The following is a 24,011-nucleotide window of genomic DNA, read 5'->3' on the forward strand; positions in this document are numbered from 1 at the left end:
AAAAATGCGTTTACTGCCAATTCTTATTCTTGTTGCGTATTTTTTGGTGCAGTCTGCAAACCTTAAAGCGCAGTCATGGCCGGCAGAGAATGGCAAGTCTCCCTATGGCAATTACGCGCTTAAAACCTATACCATTTCTGATGGCCTTCCTTCTAAAAATACGACGGCTACCTTTAAGGATAAAAGAGGGTTTATCTGGGTAGGCACGGAAAATGGGCTTTGCCGTTTTGATGGTTATACTTTCAAAATATTTTACCATAGGCCCGGCGATAGGTCCTCGATCAGCAATAACTTCATCAGTACGATCGTAGAAGACCGCAAAGGCAGACTATGGGTAGGAACGATGGACGGATTAAATTTAATGGATCCGCTGACCGAAAAGTTCCAGTCCTTTTACCACAACGAATCCGTCGCTTCCTCGATCAGTAACAACAAAATATGGTCTCTGCTTTGCGATAAACAGGGGGTCATCTGGGTAGGAACTGATGATGGCTTTAACAAATACCAGGAAGCCACAAAATCCTTTACCGTTTATCAGCCCAATCAAAAATCACCAAATGCCATGGTGGGTAAATCTGTCAACTCAATTATTGAAGACGGACAGGGCAGGCTATGGCTGGGGAACTGGAGTGGGGGATTAAACAGTTTCGATAAACGTACACAGCAATTCAAAAACTTTCCACAAAAACAACTGCCGGGACTTAAAAATCCGAACGATGTATGGGCAATCGCTTATGATGAAAAAGGAGCGATCTGGGTAGGTACCTATTGGAGCGGATTGTTTCGATTTGACCTTAAAAATAATACCTTCAGCGCCATTAAAGCTCCGGATAAAAACAATCCGGGCATTTATAGCATCCTACCGGTATCGGGTAATACTTTACTGGTTGGCGGAAGCAATGGTTTTCATTGGCTGGATACAGAAAATAACAAATGGGAGCCGATAAAAAATCTGGTCAACTATGCCTTTGGCGATGCCTATAAAGACCGGGACGGCATCATCTGGATCAATGCAAAAAATGGCTTTATAAAGATCGACAGCAAACAATACAAATTCGACCTGAAAGCGCTTCAGCTTGGCGGTGCCGAAGTGAAAAGCCTTGCCAGTAAAGATGATCAGATCTGGGTGGGGACGAATAAAGGATTGTACACCTTCGATTACAAATCCGGAAAACTCTCGGCATTCAGGAAAAATGGAACACCCAACAGCCTGGAAAGTAACGACATCAGTAAGCTTTATTTCGATGCTAAAGGAACGCTGTGGATCCTGACGGAAGATGGATTTGACAGTTATGACCCACAGGGGAAAACATTTTCGCATCATGACCATCATTCCGCTTTGGGGAGCCTGTTTAATGAAGATGTTTTCCGGGATATCCTGGAGGTTGAACCAGGAATCTATTACCTGGCTACCGATGCCGGGCTTAAAGTTTACAACAGCCATAACCATACCTTCAAACATTATTACAGCAATAAGAATGATAAATATGCCCTGAGCAATAACCACTTATATTCCTTGTTAAAGGATCAGAAAGGAGACATCTGGATCGGGACTTATGGAGGCGGTCTGAACCGTTTCAATCCGCGAACAGAACGTTTCGAGGTTTTCCGTTCAGAGGAACGTTCCAATGGCAGAATCAGCAGCAACATCATCAGAGCGCTGTTTCAGGATTCCCGGCAAAACATTTGGGTAGCTACACCAGATGGATTGAATAGATTTGAAGCTAAGGATCAGAAATTTGTGGTCTACTCAAAAAAGGATGGCTTTGCGAGCAATGTATTCAGGGACATTGCAGAAGACCGCAATGGGAACATCTGGGTGGCTACGGAAAGCGGACTTTCGAGATTTGATCCTAAAAGCATGAAGGTCCGGAATTTTGATGAGGCGGATGGGGTGTATGTGAACTCCGTACTGCTGAACGACGGCAAAGACATTTACCTCGCAGGAGCATTGGGCCTGATCAGGTTTGATCCCCTGGCCATTCCACTCAATAAAATTATTCCTCCTGTTTATATTACAGATTTTCAGTTGTTTAATAAATCTGTGGTCCCTGATCCAAACGGACCATTAAAACAAAACCTGAACCTTAGCACTGAATTGACGCTTGATTATGAGCAAAGCGTGTTCTCCTTTGAATTCGTCGGACTCAACTACCGCTATCCGGAAAAAAATGAATATGCCTATAAATTGGTTGGCTTTGATAAAAAGTGGAATCAGGTCGGAACACAGAGAAAAGCCACCTATACGAACTTAAATCCGGGCACTTATCAATTCCACATCAGGGCCTCCAATAACGATGGCGTCTGGAACGAACAGGGAAAGGTATTGATCATCAACATTCGTCCGCCTTGGTACTGGACCTGGTGGGCTTACACGCTCTATGCAGCCACAATTGCGCTGCTCATCTACCTGTACCTGCTTTATCGAAATAAACAGGCCGACCTGAAATACAAAATAAAAGTAGCGAGTATAGAAAGTGAAAAAGAAAAAGAACTCAATGAAAAGAAACTCTCTTTCTTTACGAACATCTCTCACGAGTTCCGTACGCCTTTAACGCTGATCATCAATCCGATTAAGGAATTGCTGTACCATGACGATAAAGATGTGGATACGAGTAACCTCAATATCGTCTACCGGAATGCAAAAAGGTTATTGAGTCTGGTAGATCAGCTCTTGCTCTTCAGGAAAGCGGATGCTCAGGCAGACAAACTAAAGGCCGCAGATCTGGACATCGTCAACCTCTGCAAGGAAGTTTACCTCTGCTTTTCCCATCAGGCCAATTCCAGAGGGATTGCCTACGATTTTGTAAGCTCATCAGATCACATCTGGATCTATGCAGACCGCGAGAAACTGGAGATCGCCATATTTAACCTGTTGTCGAATGCGATTAAGTTTACACCCGAAGGAGGGAGCGTAAGACTTGAAATCCTGGAAATCCAGGATCAGCTGAGCATTAAGGTGATCGACACGGGTTGTGGCATCCCGGAAGCGGCAGGGGAGAAAATTTACAACAGGTTTTACCAGGAAACGGATGAAAACAGTTCTTTGAGAACCGGTTTTGGAATCGGATTGTTCCTGGTTCGTAATTTCATAGAAAATCATGGTGGATCCATCACGTATACAAGTGTACCCAATGAAGGGACTACTTTTGTCATCAGCCTGAAGAAAGGAAAACACCACATCCATCCCGATCAGGTGATTCCCGTGTCTGAAAGCAGTTCCATGTTGCTGATGGAGCTGGCAGAAGAACAAGACCATACAAGGGCTGAAGAAGAACGGGTCACTGCCGAACCGCAGGACGAAGCACTGGCTTCAGAAAAGAAAACGATACTGATCATCGATGATAATAAATCGATCAGGGATTATCTGCTGAGCATTTTCAAACCTTATTATCATTTGCATGTGGCCACAAGCGGAGAAGAGGGGATGACGATGATCAGGGAGCTGCTGCCTGATTTTATCATCAGTGATGTGATGATGCAAGGCATCAGCGGCATTGAAATCTGTAGCCTGGTGAAAGAGGATCCTGCTTTAAGCCATATTCCGGTAGTATTGCTTACCGCCAGTTCTTCCCCGGAGATTAAACTGAAAGGTCTGGAAACCGGAGCAGACGATTACATCAGCAAACCTTTCGACAAAGACTTACTCATCGCCAGGGTGGCCGGAATCCTGAAAAGCAAGAACAGCCTGCAGAAGTATTTCTATAACGAGATCACCCTGAACCCTACGACCTCAAAAATCTCTGCAGAATACCGGGATTTTCTGCAGGAATGTATCCGGATCGTAGAGCAACACATTACCGATCCCAATTTTACTATCCAGGTACTTGCGGAGGAAATTGGCATTTCCCGTTCCAGCTTGTTCAATAAAATAAAGTCCATTTCCGGGAGGTCTTCCAATAGCTTCATTCGTTTTATTCGTCTGAGAAAAGCAGCAGAAATTTTTATCAATACAGACAACACCATTTCGGAAACAATGTTTATGGTCGGCATCAACGACATCAAATATTTCAGGGAACAATTCAATAAACTGTTCCACATGAACCCTTCAGATTACATCCGGAAATACCGGAAGAACTTTTCCAACAACATCACCCTGAGTAAAGAGCTCAAGAAAAAATAATCCGGCTTCCTGCTCCCGGATTAAATTACCCCCGTTCTGCCGTTTTTAAGGCTTTTACCACTAAAACCGCATTTTTACCCCTCACATATTCTCAGTTTGCCCCCCTGAATTCCGTTTAAAACCATCGAATTTAGCTTTCGTCAACACGATACCCAGATCTGTAATTACGCTGTGCGCACAGTCAGATTCCATAAGATTTTAGGTGTAACAGTTGATGAGCTAATCCTAAAACCAAATATAAACGATATGAGAAAAGTTATACAAAACGTGTATGCTCCGTTTTGGCTGATGACAAAAAGGGCCCTCGTAGTAACCGCTATAAATGCGCTGCTGCTTTCTGCCCAGTCCACAAAAGCTTCCGAGGGACTGACGGTCAATTTTCGCCAAAATGTAATAACCGGAACTGTCTACGATGAAAAGGGAGGTACATTGCCGGGCGTCAGCGTACTTGTAAAAGGGACGACAACCGCTGCAATGACCGATGCATTGGGAAAGTATTCCATTAAAGTTCCTGCCGACAATGCGGTGCTTATATTTAGCTACATAGGCTATACCAAACTGGAACTTCCTGTTGGAGGTAAGGCAGTGCTCGATGCAAGACTATCACCCGATTCCAGATCATTAAACGAACTGATCGTTGTTGGTTATGGTACACAAAAGAAGGAAACCGTAACCGGATCGATCTCTCAGATCAAAGGCGCAGACCTGGTAAAAAGTCCACAACCCAATTTGTCCAATTCACTTGCAGGAAGGTTTTCCGGGGTAATCGTCAATAACAGAGGTGGAGAGCCTGGTTATGACGGTTCAAACATTACCATCCGCGGACAAGCGACAACAGGTAGCAATAGCGTACTGGTAGTGGTTGATGGAATTCCCGGACAAATCGGCGGACTGGAACGTCTGGATCCGAACGACATTGAAAGTGTTTCTGTATTAAAAGATGCCTCGGCTGCGATTTATGGAAACCGTGCTGCAAACGGGGTCATCCTGGTAACGACCAAAAGAGGGAAAACCGGAAAACCTTCCATCAGCTATAGCTTTAACCAGGGTTTTAGTTCACCAACACGTTTACCTAAACTTGCAGATGCGGCAACCTATGCACAGCTGATGAATGAGATCAATTTCGATTCCAGTCCTTCAGGAGGCATGAACCAATCTTATAGCGAAGCGCAAATCCAGAAATTCAGAGACGGTTCTGACCCTTTGCTTTTTCCAAATACAGACTGGGCAAAAACCGTCCTTAAAGATGTCACCAAACAAAATCAACATAGCCTGTCCGTAACCGGAGGAACTGAAGATGTGAAATACTATGTCTCACTGGGGATGATCAATCAGGACGGCTTGTATAAAAACGGCGTAGCCAATTACAAACAATACAATTTCCGTTCAAATGTGGATGCCAACGTGAGCAAACGACTTAAAGTAGGCTTGTCACTTGCGGGAAGAGAAGAAAATAGGAAATTCCCGATCACGGGTGCAGGCGATTTGTTCCGTTCCATTTACAGGGCCAAACCAATTGTAGCTGCATTCTATCCGAATGGATTTCCTACCAGAGGGATCGAAGGGGCAAACCCCGCAGTATTGGCCACAGATTTAGGAGGAACCAGCAATAACCCTACACAGGTATTGAATGCGATCCTGAAAGGCAGTTACCAGATCCCTGGGATCGAAGGATTGTCAGCAGATGGATTTTTCTCTGTCGATAAATCGAATGTCTTCACTAAAACTTTTAATAAACCGTATCTATTGTACGAATACCAAGCTTCTTCCGACTCCTATAAGTCTGATATCTATGGTGGTAACAACAAAAAAGCAACGCTTAAAGAATCTCAGCAAAGAGAATACCTGCTAACTTCCAATGTGAAGCTGAACTTCGCACGTCGCTTCGGTCTTCACGACATCAATGCTTTTGTAGGTTTTGAACAAAGTAAAAACAACATCGAGTATTTTGATGCAGAACGTTTCAATTACCTGTCTACCCAATTGCCGGAATTGTCGCAGGGTGGAACAGCAGCAACAGATTTTCTGAATTCTGGTTATAGCTCTAATTATACCCGCAGAAGTATCATCAGCAGAATCGCCTATTCTTATGATGATAAATACCTGTTTGAAGGTCAGCTTCGCCGCGATGGATCGTCCATTTTTGCGAAAGGGAAGCAGTGGGGATCTTTTCCATCGGTTTCTGCCGGATGGCGCATCAATAAAGAAAGATGGTTTAGTGAAAACGTGAAGTTCTTTGACGAACTGAAACTGAGGGCTTCCTATGGTTCACTGGGAAATGACAATGTAAAAGGATTCCAGTTCTACGACAATTACATTTTGATCAACAACGGATTTGTCGCACAGGCACCAGGTGGAACCCCAACGATTCAACCGGGAGTAGGTTTATCTAAACTGGCCAACCCGGACATCACCTGGGAAGTATCTAAAAAGCTGGATATTGGTATCAATGCCACTTTCTTACAAAATTTTACATTGGAGGCGATCTATTTCAAACAACAAAGGTCTGATATCCTGGCAGCAAGAAATGCTTCTCTTCCAGGCTCATCCGGAATTGTGAATCCTTACAATGATAAAAGTGCAAATTACAATCCTTTGGTTCCTTCAGAAAACATTGGTAAAGTAAACAGCGAAGGTTTTGAAGGTACATTGGGTTATGCCCACCATGGGTCTGAATTCAACTGGGGCCTGTCCGGTAATTTCACTTATGCAAAAAGCAAAATCATCTTTGTGGATGAAGCATCCGGTACTTTGGCTTATCAAAGAGAAACCGGAGGTCCTTTAAACAGCTATTTATTGTACAACAGCATCGGAATGTTCCGTACACAGGCAGACCTGGACAGTTACCCACATGTTCCGGGTGCGAAGGTAGGTGACCTGAAATTCCAGGATTTTAATGGTGATGGTGTTCTGAATGCGGATGATATGACGCGTCAGAAATATGGCAATATCCCTCAGATCACTTACGGTTTTAACTTCAATGCTTCTTATAAAAACTTCGACCTGTCGGTTTTGTTTGCAGGCCAGACACAGGTAAGTCAGTATGTATTACCGGAATCAGGCAGCATCGGGAACTTCTACAGCAGCTGGGCAGACAACAGGTTTAGTCCGACCAATCCGAATGGCAGTTATCCGAAAGTAACCGAACGCGCATCCAATGCGATCAGTGGCGGAGGGTATAGAAATACCTTCTGGCTAAACAACGCTTCTTTCCTGCGACTTAAAAACGTGGAGCTGGCGTATAACCTGAAAGGGGAGTTCCTGTCGAAGATCAAAATTTCGGGAGTCCGGTTATTTGCAAGTGCATTCAACTTGTTTACCATCACCAAAGTAAAAGATTATGATCCGGAAGGAAACAGCGAGAGCGGTCAGTTTTACCCTCAGCAAAGGATCATCAATTTAGGTGCAAACGTTAAATTTTAAATCTTGTCAAAATGAAGTACAAATATAGCATACCAGTTTTTATTCTAATAAGCGGTGTACTGGCACTGAGTTCATGTAAAAAAGATTTTCTGGACGTAACAGCAACAGACCGGATTCCTACCAATACACTGGAATCGGATACGGCAGTATTTGAAGCTTTTGTGACCAACGAATACATTGGAACAAAGCTTCAGGATAAAGAAGCCGATGGTACAAATCCCGGATTTGGCCGTGGCTTTGAATACAGCATGTGGAGTTCGTTAACAGACGAATCCATCTACAACAATGACGATGCCACCTGGATCATCCAAAGAGGGCAGCTGGCACCGGAAAGTCTGGGTGCATTGGGCGTGATTTGGGGCAGAAGTTACCGCAGTATCCGTGAATGTAATTACGCATTGACGGTACTGGCGAAGATCCAGATGAGTGCTGCACATAAAACGATGCTGGAGGGCGAAATCAAATTCATCAGGGCATTCCGCTATCAGGACCTGATCAGAAACTATGGAAAAGTAGTGCTGATGGGCGACAAGGTGATGGGATTAAAAGACGACTTACAAGATCCTGCCTTGTTTAAACGGGCAACGATCAAAGAAGGTATTGATTATGTGGTTGCTCAGCTGGACGATGCGGCCTCAAAATTGCCTCAGGACAATAGCGGAAGCTGGGTTGGGGGTAGAGCTACAAAAGGTGCAGCGCTGGCACTGAAATCCAGATTAACCTTATATGCCGCGAGTCCATTGTATGCTGCAGGTACCTGGGACGCTGCCGTTAATGCAGCACAACAGGTGATCGCACTGAACAAATACAATATTTACCAGGGCGGTTACGGGAATATGTTCCTGATCAACCAAAGCACAGAATCTATATTCGAACGGGTATACACCAAAAATGCCAATCATGTGCACCTGGAAATTGCAAACGGACCAAATGGTTATGGGGGATGGGCAGGAAATACGCCTACACAGACGATGGTGGAGGCCTATGACCTGACCAATGGCTTGCCTGCAAATGCAACAAACCCCTTATACGATCCTGCAAAACCTTATGAAAACCGTGATCCACGTTTTAAGGCGACGATATTGTACAATGGCGCGGCTTACCGCGAACGTAATATCGAAACCTTTATTCCGGGTGGAAAAGACAGCAGAGATGGAAACGACAACTGGAATACGACTAAAACCGGTTACTACCTTAAAAAGTTCATGAATGATGCTTATCCATTGCAAAATCCATGGGGAAATGCCGGTTTTCAACCCTGGATCTATTTCAGGTATGCGGAAATCCTGCTCAATTTTGCAGAAGCTTCGAATGAAGCCTATGGTCCTGATGCCGTTCCTGCCGGAGCTTCTTTCAGCGCCCGTCAGGCCATCAATATGATCCGCGCCAGAACAGGTGTAAACATGCCGGCTGTAATTGCTGTGGGAAAAGACGATATGCGTATTGCAATCAGACATGAACGTCAGATTGAACTGGCATTCGAAGAACACCGTTTTTACGATGTAAGAAGATGGAAAATTGCAGAGGTAACCGAAAACCTGCCTTGCCGCGGAGTCATCATCACTAAAAATGCCGATGGCAGTTTCAGTTTTGCCAGTAAAATCGCACTGGATGGACGCAAGTTTGAACCCAAACATTACTGGTTGCCGATCCCGAGGGCGGAAATCCTTGCATCGGGCAATAAGCTGGACCAAAATCCCCTTTATTAGGATTTTTAAATACACACACCTGAATACACGCACCTGAATACCTAAACTCCGGAAAGCCTGGCTTTCCGGATGTTTTTTATCCCAATTGAGAAGATATGTATAAGAATAAAAGTCGGGTCATGGTTAAGATGACCTTTGCCGTTTTGCTGCTGCTGCCGGTCTTGACGAAAAGCCAGAATGCGCTTCCCGTTAAGATCCGGATAGACGTTGCTCATCCGATGCAAACGATAGAAGGGTTCGGAGCTTCCGATGCCTGGACCTGTCAGTATGCCGGCCTTTGGCCGGAAGAGAAAAAAAAGAAAATGGCTGATCTTTTATTCAGCAATGACTTTGATGCCAAAGGAAATCCGCTGGGAATCGGACTGAACTTATGGCGTTTTAGCATCGGTGCCGGAAGTGACCAGCAGGGTACAGCAAGCGGAATCAGAGATAAATCCCGCAGACAAGCTTCCTTTTTGAAGCTGGACGGAACCTATGATGAGGCTGCAATGCGAGGGCAGATGTGGTTCATGCATGCGGCCAAGGCAAGAGGGGTAAAGAAATTTCTGGGTTTTGTCAACAGCCCGCATGTTAACTTTACCAAAAACGGAAAAGCCTATTCCGGCGATGGAAAAAGTAACCTTGATTTCAGTAAGAAAAATGCTTTTGCTCAGGATCTCCTGAAGACGATTCAAATCATAAAAAAGCAGAGCGGCATCACTTTAGATTACCTTAGCCCGGTAAATGAGCCCCAATGGAAATGGGATGAAGGCAAGCAGGAAGGCTGTCCTTATACCAATGCAGAAATCGCAGAACTGGTCAGGACATTGAGCCCGGTTTTAAAGAATGGCGGCGTAAATACTAAAATACAAATTGCCGATGCCGGACAGCTGGATTACCTGACCGATCATAAAGATACCCCTAAAAGCCAGCAGATCTCTTACTTTTTCAATGCCGGATCACCGGGTTATCTTGCGGATTTATCCAATCTGGACCGGAGCATTTCAGGACATAGCTATTTTACCACGAGTTCTGAAGAACGTTCCATCCGCATCAGAACAAAGGTGGCCGCTGAAGTGGCAAAAGTAAAAAAACTTCGGTTTTGGATGTCAGAGTATTGCGTTCTTGGCGATAGCCTGTTGAAAGGAGAGGGCAGGGACACAGGAATGACCACCGCACTGTTTATTGCAAAATTGATGCACCATGACTTCAGTTATGCCAATGCCACTTCCTGGCAATGGTGGCTGGCCATTTCAGCAGGAGATTATAAAGATGGTTTGGTGTACATCGACAGGGATAAAAACAAAGACAAAAACGACGGGAACGTTGTGGAAAGCAAAATGCTTTGGGGAATGGGAAATTATAGCCGTTTCATCCCTGAGGGAAGTCGCCGGTTACCAATAAAAATGGAAAATGGCGATCAGGTGTATACCTCAAGCTATAGCCATGCGGGTAAAATCGTCACTGTAATTGTCAACACCCGAAAGGAAGCAATTGCTCTGGAAATCGAGGGGATCAGCAAAAAACAAAGAAAAATAAAAACATATACCACCTCATCTGGTTTGAGTCTGGCGGCCGGAACAGTCAATTCCAATTCCATCCGGATTCTGCCGGAATCGATCACCACACTTATAACCGATAAAATCTAATCAAGCCCAAATGAAAACTTTAAGATACCTGGTTTGCCTGCTAGCCCTTCCTTTAGCGATAGTCACCAATACCGAAAAAGCCAATGCCCAGCAACATACTTTCGCCCTGAGCGACAGTACCTTTCTGCTGGATAACAAACCTTTCCAGATCATCTCCGGAGAAATCCATTACCCCAGAGTTCCCAGAGCAGCATGGAGACAGCGCATGAAAATGGCGAAAGCCATGGGACTGAATACAATCGGCACCTATGTATTCTGGAACCTGCATGAACCTGAAAAGAACAAATTCGATTTCAGCGGGAACAATGACATTGCCGCATTTGTAAGAATTGCCAAAGAAGAAGGCCTTTGGGTGATCCTGAGGCCCAGCCCTTACGTTTGCGCAGAATGGGAGTTTGGAGGATATCCTTACTGGCTGCAAAATGAAAAAGGCCTGGAGGTAAGAAGTAAAGAAAAGCAGTACCTCAAAGAATATGAAACCTATATCAAAGCAGTCGGTAAACAACTGGCGCCTTTACAGATCAACCATGGTGGCAACATCCTGATGGTACAGGTCGAGAACGAATATGGCTCTTACAGCAACGATAAAGAATACCTTTCCATCAACCGGGAGTTGTTTAAGGAAGCCGGATTTGATGGATTATTGTACACCTGCGATCCGGAAGCAGACCTGAGCAATGGACATTTGCCGGGCTTATTACCAGCCATCAACGGACAGGACAATCCTGCCATCGTAAAAAGCAAAATCAAGGCCTTAAACGAAGGTAAAGGTCCGTTTTTTATTGCCGAATGGTATCCTGCATGGTTCGACTGGTGGGGAACACCTCATCATACCGTTCCTGCAGAAAAGTATACCGGTAAACTGGACGCCGTGTTAAAAGCAGGCATCTCCATCAACATGTATATGTTCCACGGAGGCAGCACCCGGGGCTTTATGAATGGCGCCAATTATAAAGAGACCACGCCTTATGAACCTCAGATCAGCAGTTACGACTATGATGCCCCGTTGGATGAAGCCGGCAATGCGACGGATAAGTTTATGAAGTTCAGGGCCGTGATTCAAAGCAATCTCCCAGCCGGACAAACACTTCCTGAGGTTCCCGCCGCTAAACCTTCCATGGCAATTCCGGCAATTCAGTTTCAATCTGCGATCAAAGTTGCTGAGCTTTTAACAAATCCTGTACGTAACCTTAAACCCATGACTTTCGAAGACCTGAATCAGGCCTATGGATTTGTCTGGTACCGCAGTACCTTAAATGGCGGCAAAACAGGAACGCTGAAAATCAAAGAACTGAGAGATTATGCGGTCATCATGATCAATGGAAAACGCGTGGGTATCCTGGATCGCCGCCATGCTCAGGACAGCCTGTCGATTACGCTGCCAAAAGGAAAAGTAACACTGGATATTTTAGTAGAAAACCTGGGAAGGATCAACTTCGGACCGAACCTGCTTAAAAACAAAAAGGGAATCACCACATCGGTTAGTTTTGCAGGTACTGAAGTTAAAAACTGGACAATGTTTAAACTGCCTTTCAACGAAGTTAAGCAACTGAAATTCAAAAGTGCCTACAAGGCCGGTAATACTCCGGTAGTCAGAAAAGGAACATTTACCCTGAAAAACACAGCAGATACTTATCTGGACATGCAGAAATGGGGAAAAGGTATGGTTTGGGTAAACGGCAATAATCTTGGTAAATACTGGGAAGTGGGCCCACAACAAACACTTTACCTGCCTGCAGAATGGTTAAAGAAAGGGAAAAATGAAATTGTGGTATTGGAACTGAACAAACCGGAACAGACTGTTTTATCCGGACTTGCCAGACCGATCCTGGATCAGGTAAATAATAATTTAAAGTAAGTAAACATACCGAGGGTTAAGATACAATCTCATCTGGTTAAATTTTGAGCATTTAAAAGTCAGGCCGTTGTATACTTTTACAACGGCCGACTAAGCCCAATCTAACCATAAACCACTCGATATGAGAATAATTCTATCATTTAAGCTAGCCTGTTTAATACTTTTTCAGGTATTTTTTTGTCTGACATCTTACGCCCAGACAAATTTAAAAGGCAAGGTTGTCACTGCAGACCAGCTGCCTGTGCCAGGCGCCAGCCTCCGACTAAAAGGTGTTGCTGCAGTCACTAAAACAGATGTTAACGGAAACTTTAACATGACCTATAACGGGGCCTCCACCTTAACCGTTTCGGCAATTGGCTATGTAACGAAGGAAGTGCAGCTGAAGGACCAGACATCGCTCAACATCACACTTTCAGAAGATGTGAATAAACTGGAGGAAGTAGTGGTCACGGCGATAGGGGTGAAACGTGAAAAACGCTTGTTAACGTATAGCAGCCAGGAAATTAAAGCAGAAGAGCTGTCAAGAGCCAAAGAACCCAGCCTGTTGAATTCACTGACCGGTAAAGTTGCCGGGGTCCAGATCACGAGCACCAGCGGTATTGCAGGATCTTCTTCCAGAGTCGTGATTCGCGGCGACATCTCCACACAAAATTCTTCTCCTTTATATGTCATCGATGGGGTTCCAATGGACAATTCCGAAACGAGTGTGGGAGGAGATCCTGCAGGTGCAGGAATCAGCAGAATCATAGATGTGGATCCCAATAATATAGAAAATGTCAACATTTTAAAGGGAGCAGCTGCGACTGCACTTTACGGTTCCAGAGGTGCAGGTGGTGCGATCATCATCACAACCAAAAGCGGCGGATTTAACAAAAGACCTTCGATAAACTTCATGTCTGATTATTCATTTGAAAAAGGCATTAACCCGGAACGCCAAACCACTTTTGCTCAGGGAAATAATGGTGTTTTCGCGAATGGTGAAGATCAAAAAACAAGTACTTCATGGGGCCCGAGAATGGATACGCTGAAAGTTAATGGTGCCTTAGCACCTAAATACGATCCTTATGATTTCTTCAGAACGGGAAGGACCTTCAATAACAGTTTAAATATCAGCGGAGGAGGGGAATCCTCTTCTTATTTCCTTTCCTATTCTAATTTCAATCAAACGGGGATCAATCCGGGAAACGATTTTAAAAGACATTCCTTCCTGGCTAAGTATACGGCCAAAGCCTATGATAACCTGACGACCAGCTTTCAGCTGGGCTATAGCAACTCCCTGCAACACCGATTACCGGAAGGAAATTCTCAAGGCCCAATTGCCCTGGTTTTATACCAGCCGGTATCCTGGAATCCTTATCCTGTTTACAATCCTGATGGTACCATGCGCCTGTTCCGTTTCTCCAGGAATGCACCTTTATGGACGCTGGATAATATGGATAACAAAGATCTGGTGAACCGCTTTTTACCGGTAGCCACGGTAAATTATACGCCCACCAAATGGCTTACGATTACGGAAAGGGTTGGAGCTGATGTGTCAGTAGAGCAAATCAAATTTTGGGAAAACCCTAGTCCTGCGATCGGTAAAGCCGGACTCATTAGAGATCAAAACATAAATTACCGTCAGATCAACCATGATTTGTTAATCAACGCCAGGAAGCAATTTGGTAAACTTGATGCCGACCTTTTACTCGGGAATAACTTCAACTCGATTTATTCTCAGGCGATCGCCTTGAATGCGAATGGCCTGCAGATAAAGAAATTCTATAATGTTAGTGGCGGATCAACCGTGACGAGCTCAGAAGCAAATTACCTGGAAAGAAAACTGGGCTTCTATGCACAGGCCAACCTGGAGTACGACAAGTTCCTGATCTTATCACTGACCGGTCGTTACGATGGCAGTTCCAAACTTTTTAAAGACGAACAGTTTTATCCTTATGGCTCTGCAGCATTAGGTTTTATCTTTAGCCGCTTTATGCCGGAAAAGGCAACTAAGATCATGAACTTTGGTAAAGTCAGACTTTCTTATGCTACCGTGGGAAATGACCTGGTAGGCCCTTATGCCTTAAATACGCCTTATTATTCTCCAAGTCGAGGCACCGCCATCGGAAGTACAGATTTCCCATTCCAGGGACAAGCCGGATTTATGCAAAGCGGAACATTGTCTAATCCATATCTGATCAACGAGACCTTAAAAGAATTTGAAACGGGGCTGGAACTGAAGTTTTTCAACAACCGCCTGTCTTTCGAAGGTTCTTATTTCTCCAGAAAATCGGAAGACGGGATCATTCCTTCTGTAGAGATTTCTGCGGCTACAGGATTTAGCGGGACGACGGTGAATTCTGCCGTGATCAGAAACCGTGGTATTGAATTGTTTTTAACGGGAACTGCCATCAAAACAAAAGACTTTAACTGGGATGTTTCCCTGAACTTTTCACGCATCCGAAATAAGGTCCTGGAGATCAACGATGAAAAAGGATTGACGAATGTAGACCGCTTTAGAGTAGGCTACCCCGCAGGAGTTTTTTACGGTGCAAAATATGCCCGCTCTGCATCAGGCCAGATCTTAATTAATGACAATGGACTCCCTTTTACGAGTGCTGAGTTAGGTGTGGTTGGTGATCCTAATCCGGATTGGTTAGGCGGAATGACGAATACCTTCAGGTATAAACAATTGAGCTTAAGTTTCTTCTTTGACGTTAAAGGAGGAGGTGATGTTCAAAATGATTTCGAATCGCTGGCCTTGTTTTATGGAACTTCAAAAGCCACGGAAAACAGAAACCCGATAGTTGCTGCCGGGGTTAATGAAACTACTGGCCTTCCAAATACAAAAGAGGTGAGCGCGCAAGCCTATTATCAGGCGGTTAGCGGGATTTATGAGCATATCATCGAAGATGGCAGTTACATCAAACTTAGAAATGTAAGCCTGTCTTACAACCTGTCTCCTTCCTTATTTAAAAAGGCGCCATTTAAAACCGCTTCATTCACGGTAACCGGAAGAAACCTTTGGATTCATGCACCGGATTTTCACGGCCCGGATCCGGAAGTGAGTACCGGAGGTACAGGAAATGGCGACAGAGCGATCTATAATTTTACTACGCCTACTTCACGCTCCATCGGTTTTTCACTGAAATTAGGTTTCTAAAATTATTCACTCATTCATAAATAGATACTCATGAAAAGAATTTCGATATATATACTTTTAATGACCGCTGCCTTATTTAGCAGCTGTAAGAAAACACTTGATGTTAATGACAATCCCAATCTGCCTACAGATGTTCAGGAATCTCTGCTGCTTGCACCGGCAGAATTGAATATTGCAGATTTCGTATATGCAGGTAATGCCAGCATCATCGTCCAATATTTTATGCAGTCGACCGCGGCAAATCAGCCCAATCCCGGCTTTTGGAATTATAACATTTTCAACCGGGATCTGGATGGCGACTGGTTTAATATTTATGTCAGCGTATTGAAGAACCTGAAACTTTTAAACGACAAAGCGGAAGCCAGTACAAATCATAACTATGCAGGAATTGCCAAGATCTTAACGGCCTATACTTTAGGTACCGCAACAGACATATGGGGTGAGGTTCCTTATTCGCAGGCTTTCAAAGGTGCAGATAATTATAAGCCTGCTTATGATAAACAGGAGGATATTTATAAAAGCCTGCAGTCATTACTGGACCAGGCGATCTCGGATATCGGTAAAAACGCCGCAATCAAACCCGCTGGCGAGGATTATTTCTATAAAGGTGATATGAATAAATGGAAGAAGCTGGCTTATACGCTAAAAGCACGTTATCACATGCACCTGACCAAAGCGCCGGGCTACAATGCACAGGCCCAGGCAGATCTTGCCTTAGCGGCACTGGCTCAGGGAATGGAAGCCAATGATGATGATTTGAAATTTCAATATAGCGGAGCGGCGGGTGCAGAAAGCATCCTTTATACGGTTTTCAACCCGGTGTCCACCAATCTGTTGAACCAAACCTATGTGGAAGGATTTAAAACGAGAAATGATCCACGCTTAACAAAGCTGGTAAAACCTGCGCAATCTACTGGTTTATATACTGGAAGAAGGGTAGGGACAGCGCCGGGAACGCTCTCCGAATATTCTTATCCTACAGATTTTTATGCGGGGATTGGCGCGGCGGCTTACCTGGTAAATTATACGGAGGCATTATTTCTCAAAGCGGAAGCTACCCTGATTAAATCCGGAGCCAGTCTGGCACAGCCTGTTTATCAGGAAGGCATCAGACAACACATGCTTAAAGTTGGGGTTTCTAATCCTGAAATTACTACTTATCTTAGTTTAAGAGGCACGCTGAGCACAGGAAATGCGTTACAACGAATTATGGAGGAAAAGAGCGTTGGCAGTTTCTTTAACCTTGAAAACTACAATGACTGGAGGAGAACGGGATATCCGTCAATCACAGCGGTAGACGGTGCATTGTCTGCCATTCCAAGAAGATTACTATACCCTGAAACTGAAATGAGAACCAATCCTCAACCCCAGCAATCGGCAAAGATAACCGATAGGCTTTGGTGGGATGCGCAATAGTAGAGAACGACAATATCTTTAAGAAAACACAATTATGAAACTGACTAAAATGAAATCATTGCTCCTGATGCTGACCGCCGGAACCGCTGTACTTCCGGCCAGGGCACAGCAGAAGAAAGACTATCCGATACAACCTGTTGCCTTTACGCATGTCCATGTAAATGACCAGTTCTGGGCACCAAAAATGCAGGTTAATGCTTCGGTTACCATTCCTTATACTTTGCAGAAGTGTGAAGAAAATGGACGGATAGATAATTTTTTAATGGCCTCTCATGAAAAAAAAGAGGGTAAACTTTCTCAGTTTACCTTTGATGATACGGATGTATATAAAGTAATTGAGGGTGCTTCATATGCCATGCAGGTGAAGAAAGATCCGGCGATGGAGCTGTACATCGATTCATTGATTACCATCATTGGCAAAGCTCAGGAAAAGGACGGTTATTTATTTACGTTCCGCACGGCAAATGTGAAGAAACCTCATGAATGGATTGGAAGTAAAAGATGGGAAAAGGAAGAGGACCTGAGCCATGAACTGTACAATGCCGGACATTTATACGAATCTGCAACCGCCTATTATGAGGCAACGGGTAAACGGACCTTGCTCGACATCGCCCTTAAAAATGCAGACCTGCTGGTTAAAGTTTTTGGCCCCGGAAAATTGGAGATCTATCCCGGACATCAGATTGTCGAAATTGGTCTGGTCCGTCTTTACCGCATTACAGGGAACCAGAAATACCTGGACCTGGCTAAGTTTTTTCTGGATGTGAGAGGGCCTAAGGGCGATGCATACAACCAGGCAAATGCGAAAGTGGTTGATCAGAAGACCGCTGTAGGTCATGCCGTACGTGCCACCTATATGTATACCGGTATGGCGGATGTTGCCGCATTGACCGGTGATCAGAATTACCTGAATGCCATCGATAAAATATGGGAGGATGTGGTCTATAAAAAGTTATACATCACTGGCGGTATCGGTGCTACAGGTGCAGGAGAAGCATTTGGCGAGGCTTACCAGTTGCCAAACATGTCTGCCTATGCAGAAACCTGTGCAGCCATCGCCAATATTTACTGGAACAGCAGAATGTTCCAGTTGCATGGTGACGCCAAATATATGGACGTTCTGGAAAGAACACTGTACAATGGCTTGCTTTCCGGAGTGTCTTTAAGTGGCGACCGGTTTTTTTATCCGAATCCACTGGCTTCTATGCACCAGCATCAGCGTAGCGCCTGGTTTTCCTGTGCTTGTTGCATTTCCAACATGACGCGGTTTTTACCTTCGGTGCCGGGTTATGTGTATGCACAGAATAACAACGACCTCTATGTGAATTTGTTTATGAGCAATAAGGCTGATGTCAGTCTTAAAGCAACTAAGGTCTCCCTTAGCCAGACCACAGGCTATCCCTGGAATGGAAAAGTAGACATTAGCGTTAACCCTGCAAAATCGGCTAATTTTGCCCTTCATATCCGCATCCCGGGATGGGCTGCGCAGTCGCCGGTACCGGGTGACCTTTACAGCTATATGGATCCGTCTAAAGCATCTTTCAAATTATTACTTAACGGACAACCTGCTACGTATAAAATGATCAAAGGTTATGCGGTTGTGGAACGTAAATGGAAAAAAGGAGATCAGCTGACCCTTGATTTGCCAATGGAGGTAGAAAAGGTAGTGGCCAATGCAAAGGTAAAAGACGATGTGGGCAGATTTGCTTTTCAGCGCGGACCAATCGTGTATTGCCTGGAAGGACCAGACAACAAAGACGGATTGGTTCAAAACATTATGGTCGACAAAAACGCAAAGGTAACGACCGCATTTAACAAGGATAAATTAAACGAAATTCAGGAGATTTCCGTAGAAGGAACGGGGACCAAAAGACAGCTGAATTCAGAAGAACTGATCCAGGTAAAGCAAAAGGTGACTGCCATTCCATACTATGCCTGGGCCAATCGCGGACCGAGCGACATGACGGTTTGGATTCCCTATGAGGCTTCCTCGGCGAGGCCACAACCTGCACCAACAATTGCTTCGTTAAGCAAGGTGAGTTCTTCTTCAGACAACTCACGTTTGCTGGAAGCGATCAGAGATCAGTACGAGCCCGCAGATTCAAAAGATACCAATTATCCGTATCTGCATTGGTGGCCAAAAAAGAACAGCACAGAATATGTGCAGTATGATTTTGCGGAAGCACATACGGTTTCAGAATCAGGTGTTTATTGGTACGACGATCAACCTTGGGGAGGCTGCAAGATCCCGCTTTCCTATAAGCTATTGTACTTGAAAGAAGGCAAATGGCTGCCGGTTGAAGTCATCACTGACTCAGGAATCGCTAAAGACCAGTTTAATGTGATTAAGTTTAAACCAGTAAATACCAAAGCGCTGAAACTTGAGGTTCAACTCCCACTGGAACAATCCTCGGGCATTCATGAATGGAAAGTGAAATGATAAAAAAGATTTTATTTTTCCTGCTGTTCATTGGAGAAACCTGCTTTGCACAAATAAAAAAACACCAGGACCCGGGAGCGGGCAACCCGATCATACCGGGTTATTTTGCAGATCCGACGATAAAGAAATTTGGAGATACTTATTACCTGTACGCCACCACCGATGGAAACGGTGGTGGCTTTGGGCCATCCCAGGTATGGATTTCTAAGGATTTTGTGAACTGGAGTCTGCAGGACATGAACTGGCCAACCACACATCATTACTGGGCACCGGATGTGACGCAGGCAAAGGACGGAATGTACTACCTGTACTATTGCCAGCCTGTCGAGATCTTTGGCGCGAAATCATCGTCGCCTGTCGGTCCCTGGACATCCCTGTTGCCAGCTGGCGAACCTGTAGTCCGTAATTTTCTGGTGCCCGATGTGATTACCCTCGATGGTCAGACGTTCAGGGACGACGATGATCAAATGTACTTTTTCTGGGGTACATGGGGCATTTATCCCAACCACGGTTGCGGAGTCGGTCTGTTTAACGCAGATATGAAATCTTTTGCCCGGTTGGATAAGATTCCAAACACGATAGCCAAAGATTTCTTTGAAGCTCCCTTTATGTTCAAGCGGAATGGGATGTATTACCTGACCTATTCGTCGGGAAGATGTGAAGATGATACGTATAGGGTGCAATATGCGGTCAGCAAAACGGGACCGATGGGGCCTTTTGAATACGGAAAAAATAACCCCATTCTTGTGACCAGCGCAGATGGCACGGTCCATGGGCCGGGTCACCAATCTGTATTACAGGAGGGAAAGGATTTTTACCTCGTTTACCATCGTCACAACAATCCTCATTCCGGTGGGGGATACCACAGACAGGTTGCAGCCGATAAATTGGTCTTTGACGCGGATGGAAATATCGAAAAACTGATTCCGAGCCACAATGGAGTAGGTTATCTGGCTAAAAATGCCAACGCTTTTCCGGACCTGCTGTTTGGCGCAAAGGTAACGGCCTCCTCCTCATATAGTGAGGAATTTAAGCCGGAGTTTGCAGTAGACCAGAACAATGGCACTTTATGGAAACCTGAACACAATTCAGCAGCATCCTTTTTGAGCGTTGATATGGGAGCTGTTAAGCAGATCAAAAGTGTGCACACCCAGTTTGAATATGCAACCTGGTATTACCAGTACCTGATCGAATCTTCATTAGATGGGGTTAAGTGGGTGGTCTTTGCTGATCAGCGCAACAATACCACACATGGCAGCCCGATGATCGATATTGGGAATGTAAAAGCAAGGTATCTGCGAATCACCATTTTGAATACGGAATATCCGGGTTTGAATAAAGCAATCTGGAACTTTAAGGCTTTTGAGAACGACAGCTACCATCCTAAAATGTTGGTGGAAGCGAAAAAACCTTCAGCACTGACGACTTTAAAACCCGGAGGACTATTGATAGACCTGGATGCGGATGCCATGGAGATCGGTACTGCAGTAAAAGAGTGGCACAATAAAGGCAAGCTGGGCGGACAGTTTTTTACTGATAAAGGTCTCTCTCCTTCGGTAGAAATGCTGGCCGGAAGAAAAGCCATCGTTTTTCCCGGTAAATCAAGTATGACTGCCGACTTCAAAGCTCCGGAATCCATGCTGGGCAACAGTAGTTTTTCGGTTGCCATGTGGGTTTATAATGAGTCCATCCAGGACGAAGAACCGGTGTTGTCCTGGACAAGGAGAGGTGGCATAGACATTACCAATGCCAGTATCGGCTATGGAAGCAATAAACGCTTCGGCGCAGCAGCCCATTGGGGATGGCCGGATATGGCTTATCAAACCCTGCCTGAAGCAGGAAAATGGCATCATATTGCAGTGGTCTTTGACGGGACAAATGAAAAGCTGTATGTGGATGGCATATTGGATCATCAGGAGCTAAAAATGTTGTTTATCGCCAATCTGAAAAACTTTATGCTCGGCAGGAATGATGATGCTACTGCTTTTTTCTCAGGCGCGATCTCCTCATTGAAAGTTTATGATGTACCGCTTAGCGAGGCTGAAGTGATTGCCCTTTCTAAGGAACCAGGTAAATCTGATATTGCGGTTTATCTGGATGCAGCTAAGTTAAACTATGGGCCGCTAAACAACTGGAAAAATGAAGGTTATCTTCCCGGTGATTTAAATGACCTGTCTGACCAGACTTTTGTAAATGATCTTTCGGCTAAGCTGGCTGTTCAGGTAAAAGAAAATGCACAAACCGTACTTGCTGAGCGATGGAATACCTTGCTGGAGCGACTCGGGAAGGAGCGGAGTTCCTATAGTATGGTTGCTGTGCTGGCGGCTAAACAATTTGGAGACCTAAAATGGCATCAGCTTACAAAAGTTTACAACAAGGCAGGTGTACAGACCTATATAGACGGCGTGCTGAATCCCTCAAAGGATTTTGAAGGTCCGTTTTTGAAACCGGATGTTGCTGTAAATGGGATTGCTTCCATTGTCGTTTACGATCATGAGCTGAGTGCATTGGCCATCACAGGTTTATATCAGAAATGGAAAGAAAATACCCCTGTGTCAGCAACAGTCGCTTCTTTTGAAAAGCAACCCATCGCTTTAAGTCCGGGACTGGTACGCCTGTCTGCGGCTGAGGTTCAGCTTCCCGGAGGGATGCTTCAGTATGATTATTCGGCAACAGACGACAAAGGCCAGGTACATCGTTCCGGCTGGATCAACAACAAGGAGTATACAGATTTTAAAGTAGCCGGGAACAGATCTTATCGCTATACCCTGAAAGTAAGAGACAGTTATGGCAATGTGACTTTACCTGCAAGTCCTGTAAAGGTTTCGACAGCACCCGGTCTTTTTAAGATATATCAGGATGATTTTAGTGTGGCTAAAGATTATTTAAAAGGCACCACTACATCAATCTGGGCTGGATTACTGGGAAAAGCAGATCTGGCAAAAACGGAAAACGGTACTTTGACTTTGGCTTCCACCGATACGAAATGGGATGGCAATGAGAACAAAGGGCCGTTTTTGTATCAGCAGATCACTGGCGATTTTATCGCAGAGGTAACGGTAGCTGATGTCAGCGGACTGAAAGAAAAGAAAGCCAACGGTGCCAATGATGCGGGATTGATGGTTCTGGGCGATCAGGACCTTCTTTTACAGAATAGCATTTTTCCGGGTTGGGGCGTTGGAAACATGGTGACCAGTCTGGATAAAAACGGACGTGTGCAGACCAATAATGCAGCTGCATGGGGTTTTTACAAACACCTGCAAATTCAACGCAGTGCTAATGTGTTTTATCTGCGTGGGAGCAGTGATGGTGTAATCTGGAATGATTTACCTGGTAGCCCGATCGATCGGCCGGACCTTGGTCCGGTGCTAAAAGTGGGGGTATATCAAGCCACTTACGGAACGCAAAGCGGATATGGTTCTTTCCGCGATTTTAAGATCATTCAAAAGAAATAAAAGCCACCGGTCAGTTCCATCTGGCCGGTGATTTTATTTATCTGTCTGGCTTCATGCCGGCCAGCCTTTTTCATTGCTAAAGGTTTCAAATGAAAGCCTGGTAAACAAATTTTCATCTTCTGTTCCCATCTTTTTATTATAGGCTTCATCTGCCAGATATAGCAATGCTTCAAAATCCATTTCTTCCGGCATTTCAGTCGGGTCATTGAGTACCCGTTCATAATATTCTTTTCCATTTGCAACGACACAGCACCGGACGTATAGGAAATAATCCACCGAAAAATGCTTCCCATCTTTATAAGAATCCGGACCGATATTGGAAGCATAAGCAAGGCCATCAAGCTGGTATAACTTTTCTGAAAGAATTTCAGCGAATTGCTGGATGTCTTCCACTTTCATTGCGACCAGTTGTTTTAAAGCGGGTTTCATTACGGCATCGTCATCTCCGGTTTTTTTCCAATTGAAAGTGGCAATGATCTCCCAGAATAACTCCTCGTCCATTGGCCTGTAGGTTAATGCTGTCTTTTCAGGAATGGCCTGACCTGCCGATAATTCTTTGTAACCGCTGCGTTGTTTATCCAGAATCAGCTTTTCCACTTCTTTGATACAACTACTCTCATCAGTGAACTGCTTCGTATTTTCCCTGGCTTTTGCACCCACTTTACCAAATGTAACCGTATAGCTTGCACCAGATACTTCAACCGTCCAAAGCTTGTTCGATTCTCCTTCCTGATTTAAAAAAGTTCTCTTCATCGGTAATTAGTTTTATCGTTTATACGCCTAAAGTAAAATTAATTTCTTTGATACGCTAATCAAA

The 24,011-nt window shown here is 44.6% G+C and carries 10 protein-coding genes; 9 read left to right on the plus strand and 1 reads right to left on the minus strand.

From position 1 onward, the window contains the following. The first annotated feature begins 4 nt into the window (after positions 1-4). The 9 genes from AAFF35_RS12000 (at position 5) to AAFF35_RS12040 (ending at position 23,194) form a co-directional block, all read left to right on the plus strand. Entirely contained in the window at positions 5-4,123 is a 4,119-nt protein-coding gene (locus AAFF35_RS12000) for a two-component regulator propeller domain-containing protein (protein ID WP_342332746.1), read from the plus strand. A 246-nt stretch (positions 4,124-4,369) separates the two neighbouring features. Beyond that, positions 4,370-7,546 carry a TonB-dependent receptor gene (locus AAFF35_RS12005; protein ID WP_342332747.1) on the plus strand — a complete coding sequence of 1,059 codons (3,177 nt, stop codon included), beginning with the start codon at positions 4,370-4,372 and terminating at the stop codon, positions 7,544-7,546. Positions 7,547-7,557: 11 nt separating this feature from the next. Then, a complete protein-coding gene (locus AAFF35_RS12010) occupies positions 7,558-9,255 on the plus strand; it encodes a RagB/SusD family nutrient uptake outer membrane protein (RefSeq protein ID WP_342332748.1) in 1,698 nt (565 codons plus the stop codon). A gap of 95 nt (positions 9,256-9,350) precedes the next feature. After that, entirely contained in the window at positions 9,351-10,883 is a 1,533-nt protein-coding gene (locus AAFF35_RS12015) for a glycoside hydrolase (protein WP_342332749.1), read from the plus strand. A gap of 10 nt (positions 10,884-10,893) precedes the next feature. Continuing rightward, a complete protein-coding gene (locus tag AAFF35_RS12020) occupies positions 10,894-12,741 on the plus strand; it encodes a beta-galactosidase family protein (protein WP_342332750.1) in 1,848 nt (615 codons plus the stop codon). Positions 12,742-12,862: 121 nt separating this feature from the next. Beyond that, entirely contained in the window at positions 12,863-15,883 is a 3,021-nt protein-coding gene (locus AAFF35_RS12025) for a SusC/RagA family TonB-linked outer membrane protein (protein WP_342332751.1), read from the plus strand. A 30-nt stretch (positions 15,884-15,913) separates the two neighbouring features. Next, the gene (locus AAFF35_RS12030) at positions 15,914-17,299 is read left to right on the plus strand and encodes a SusD/RagB family nutrient-binding outer membrane lipoprotein (RefSeq protein ID WP_342332752.1); all 1,386 of its coding nucleotides are present in this window, start codon (positions 15,914-15,916) and stop codon (positions 17,297-17,299) included. Between the two features lie 34 nt (positions 17,300-17,333). Further along, the gene (locus AAFF35_RS12035) at positions 17,334-19,739 is read left to right on the plus strand and encodes a glycoside hydrolase family 127 protein (protein WP_342332753.1); all 2,406 of its coding nucleotides are present in this window, start codon (positions 17,334-17,336) and stop codon (positions 19,737-19,739) included. Then, the gene (locus AAFF35_RS12040; RefSeq protein WP_342332754.1) at positions 19,736-23,194 is read left to right on the plus strand and encodes a family 43 glycosylhydrolase; all 3,459 of its coding nucleotides are present in this window, start codon (positions 19,736-19,738) and stop codon (positions 23,192-23,194) included. Before AAFF35_RS12035 ends, AAFF35_RS12040 begins: the two co-directional genes overlap by 4 nt. Before the next feature lie 51 nt (positions 23,195-23,245). Here AAFF35_RS12040 and AAFF35_RS12045 read toward each other — a convergent pair whose 3' ends face one another. Next, complete coding sequence (locus tag AAFF35_RS12045) at positions 23,246-23,947, minus strand: DUF4240 domain-containing protein (protein ID WP_342332755.1); 702 nt, start codon at positions 23,945-23,947, stop codon at positions 23,246-23,248. Between the last annotated feature and the right edge of the window lie 64 nt (positions 23,948-24,011).

The organism is Pedobacter sp. FW305-3-2-15-E-R2A2 (assembly GCF_038446955.1).
In the GTDB taxonomy this organism is placed as follows: domain Bacteria; phylum Bacteroidota; class Bacteroidia; order Sphingobacteriales; family Sphingobacteriaceae; genus Pedobacter.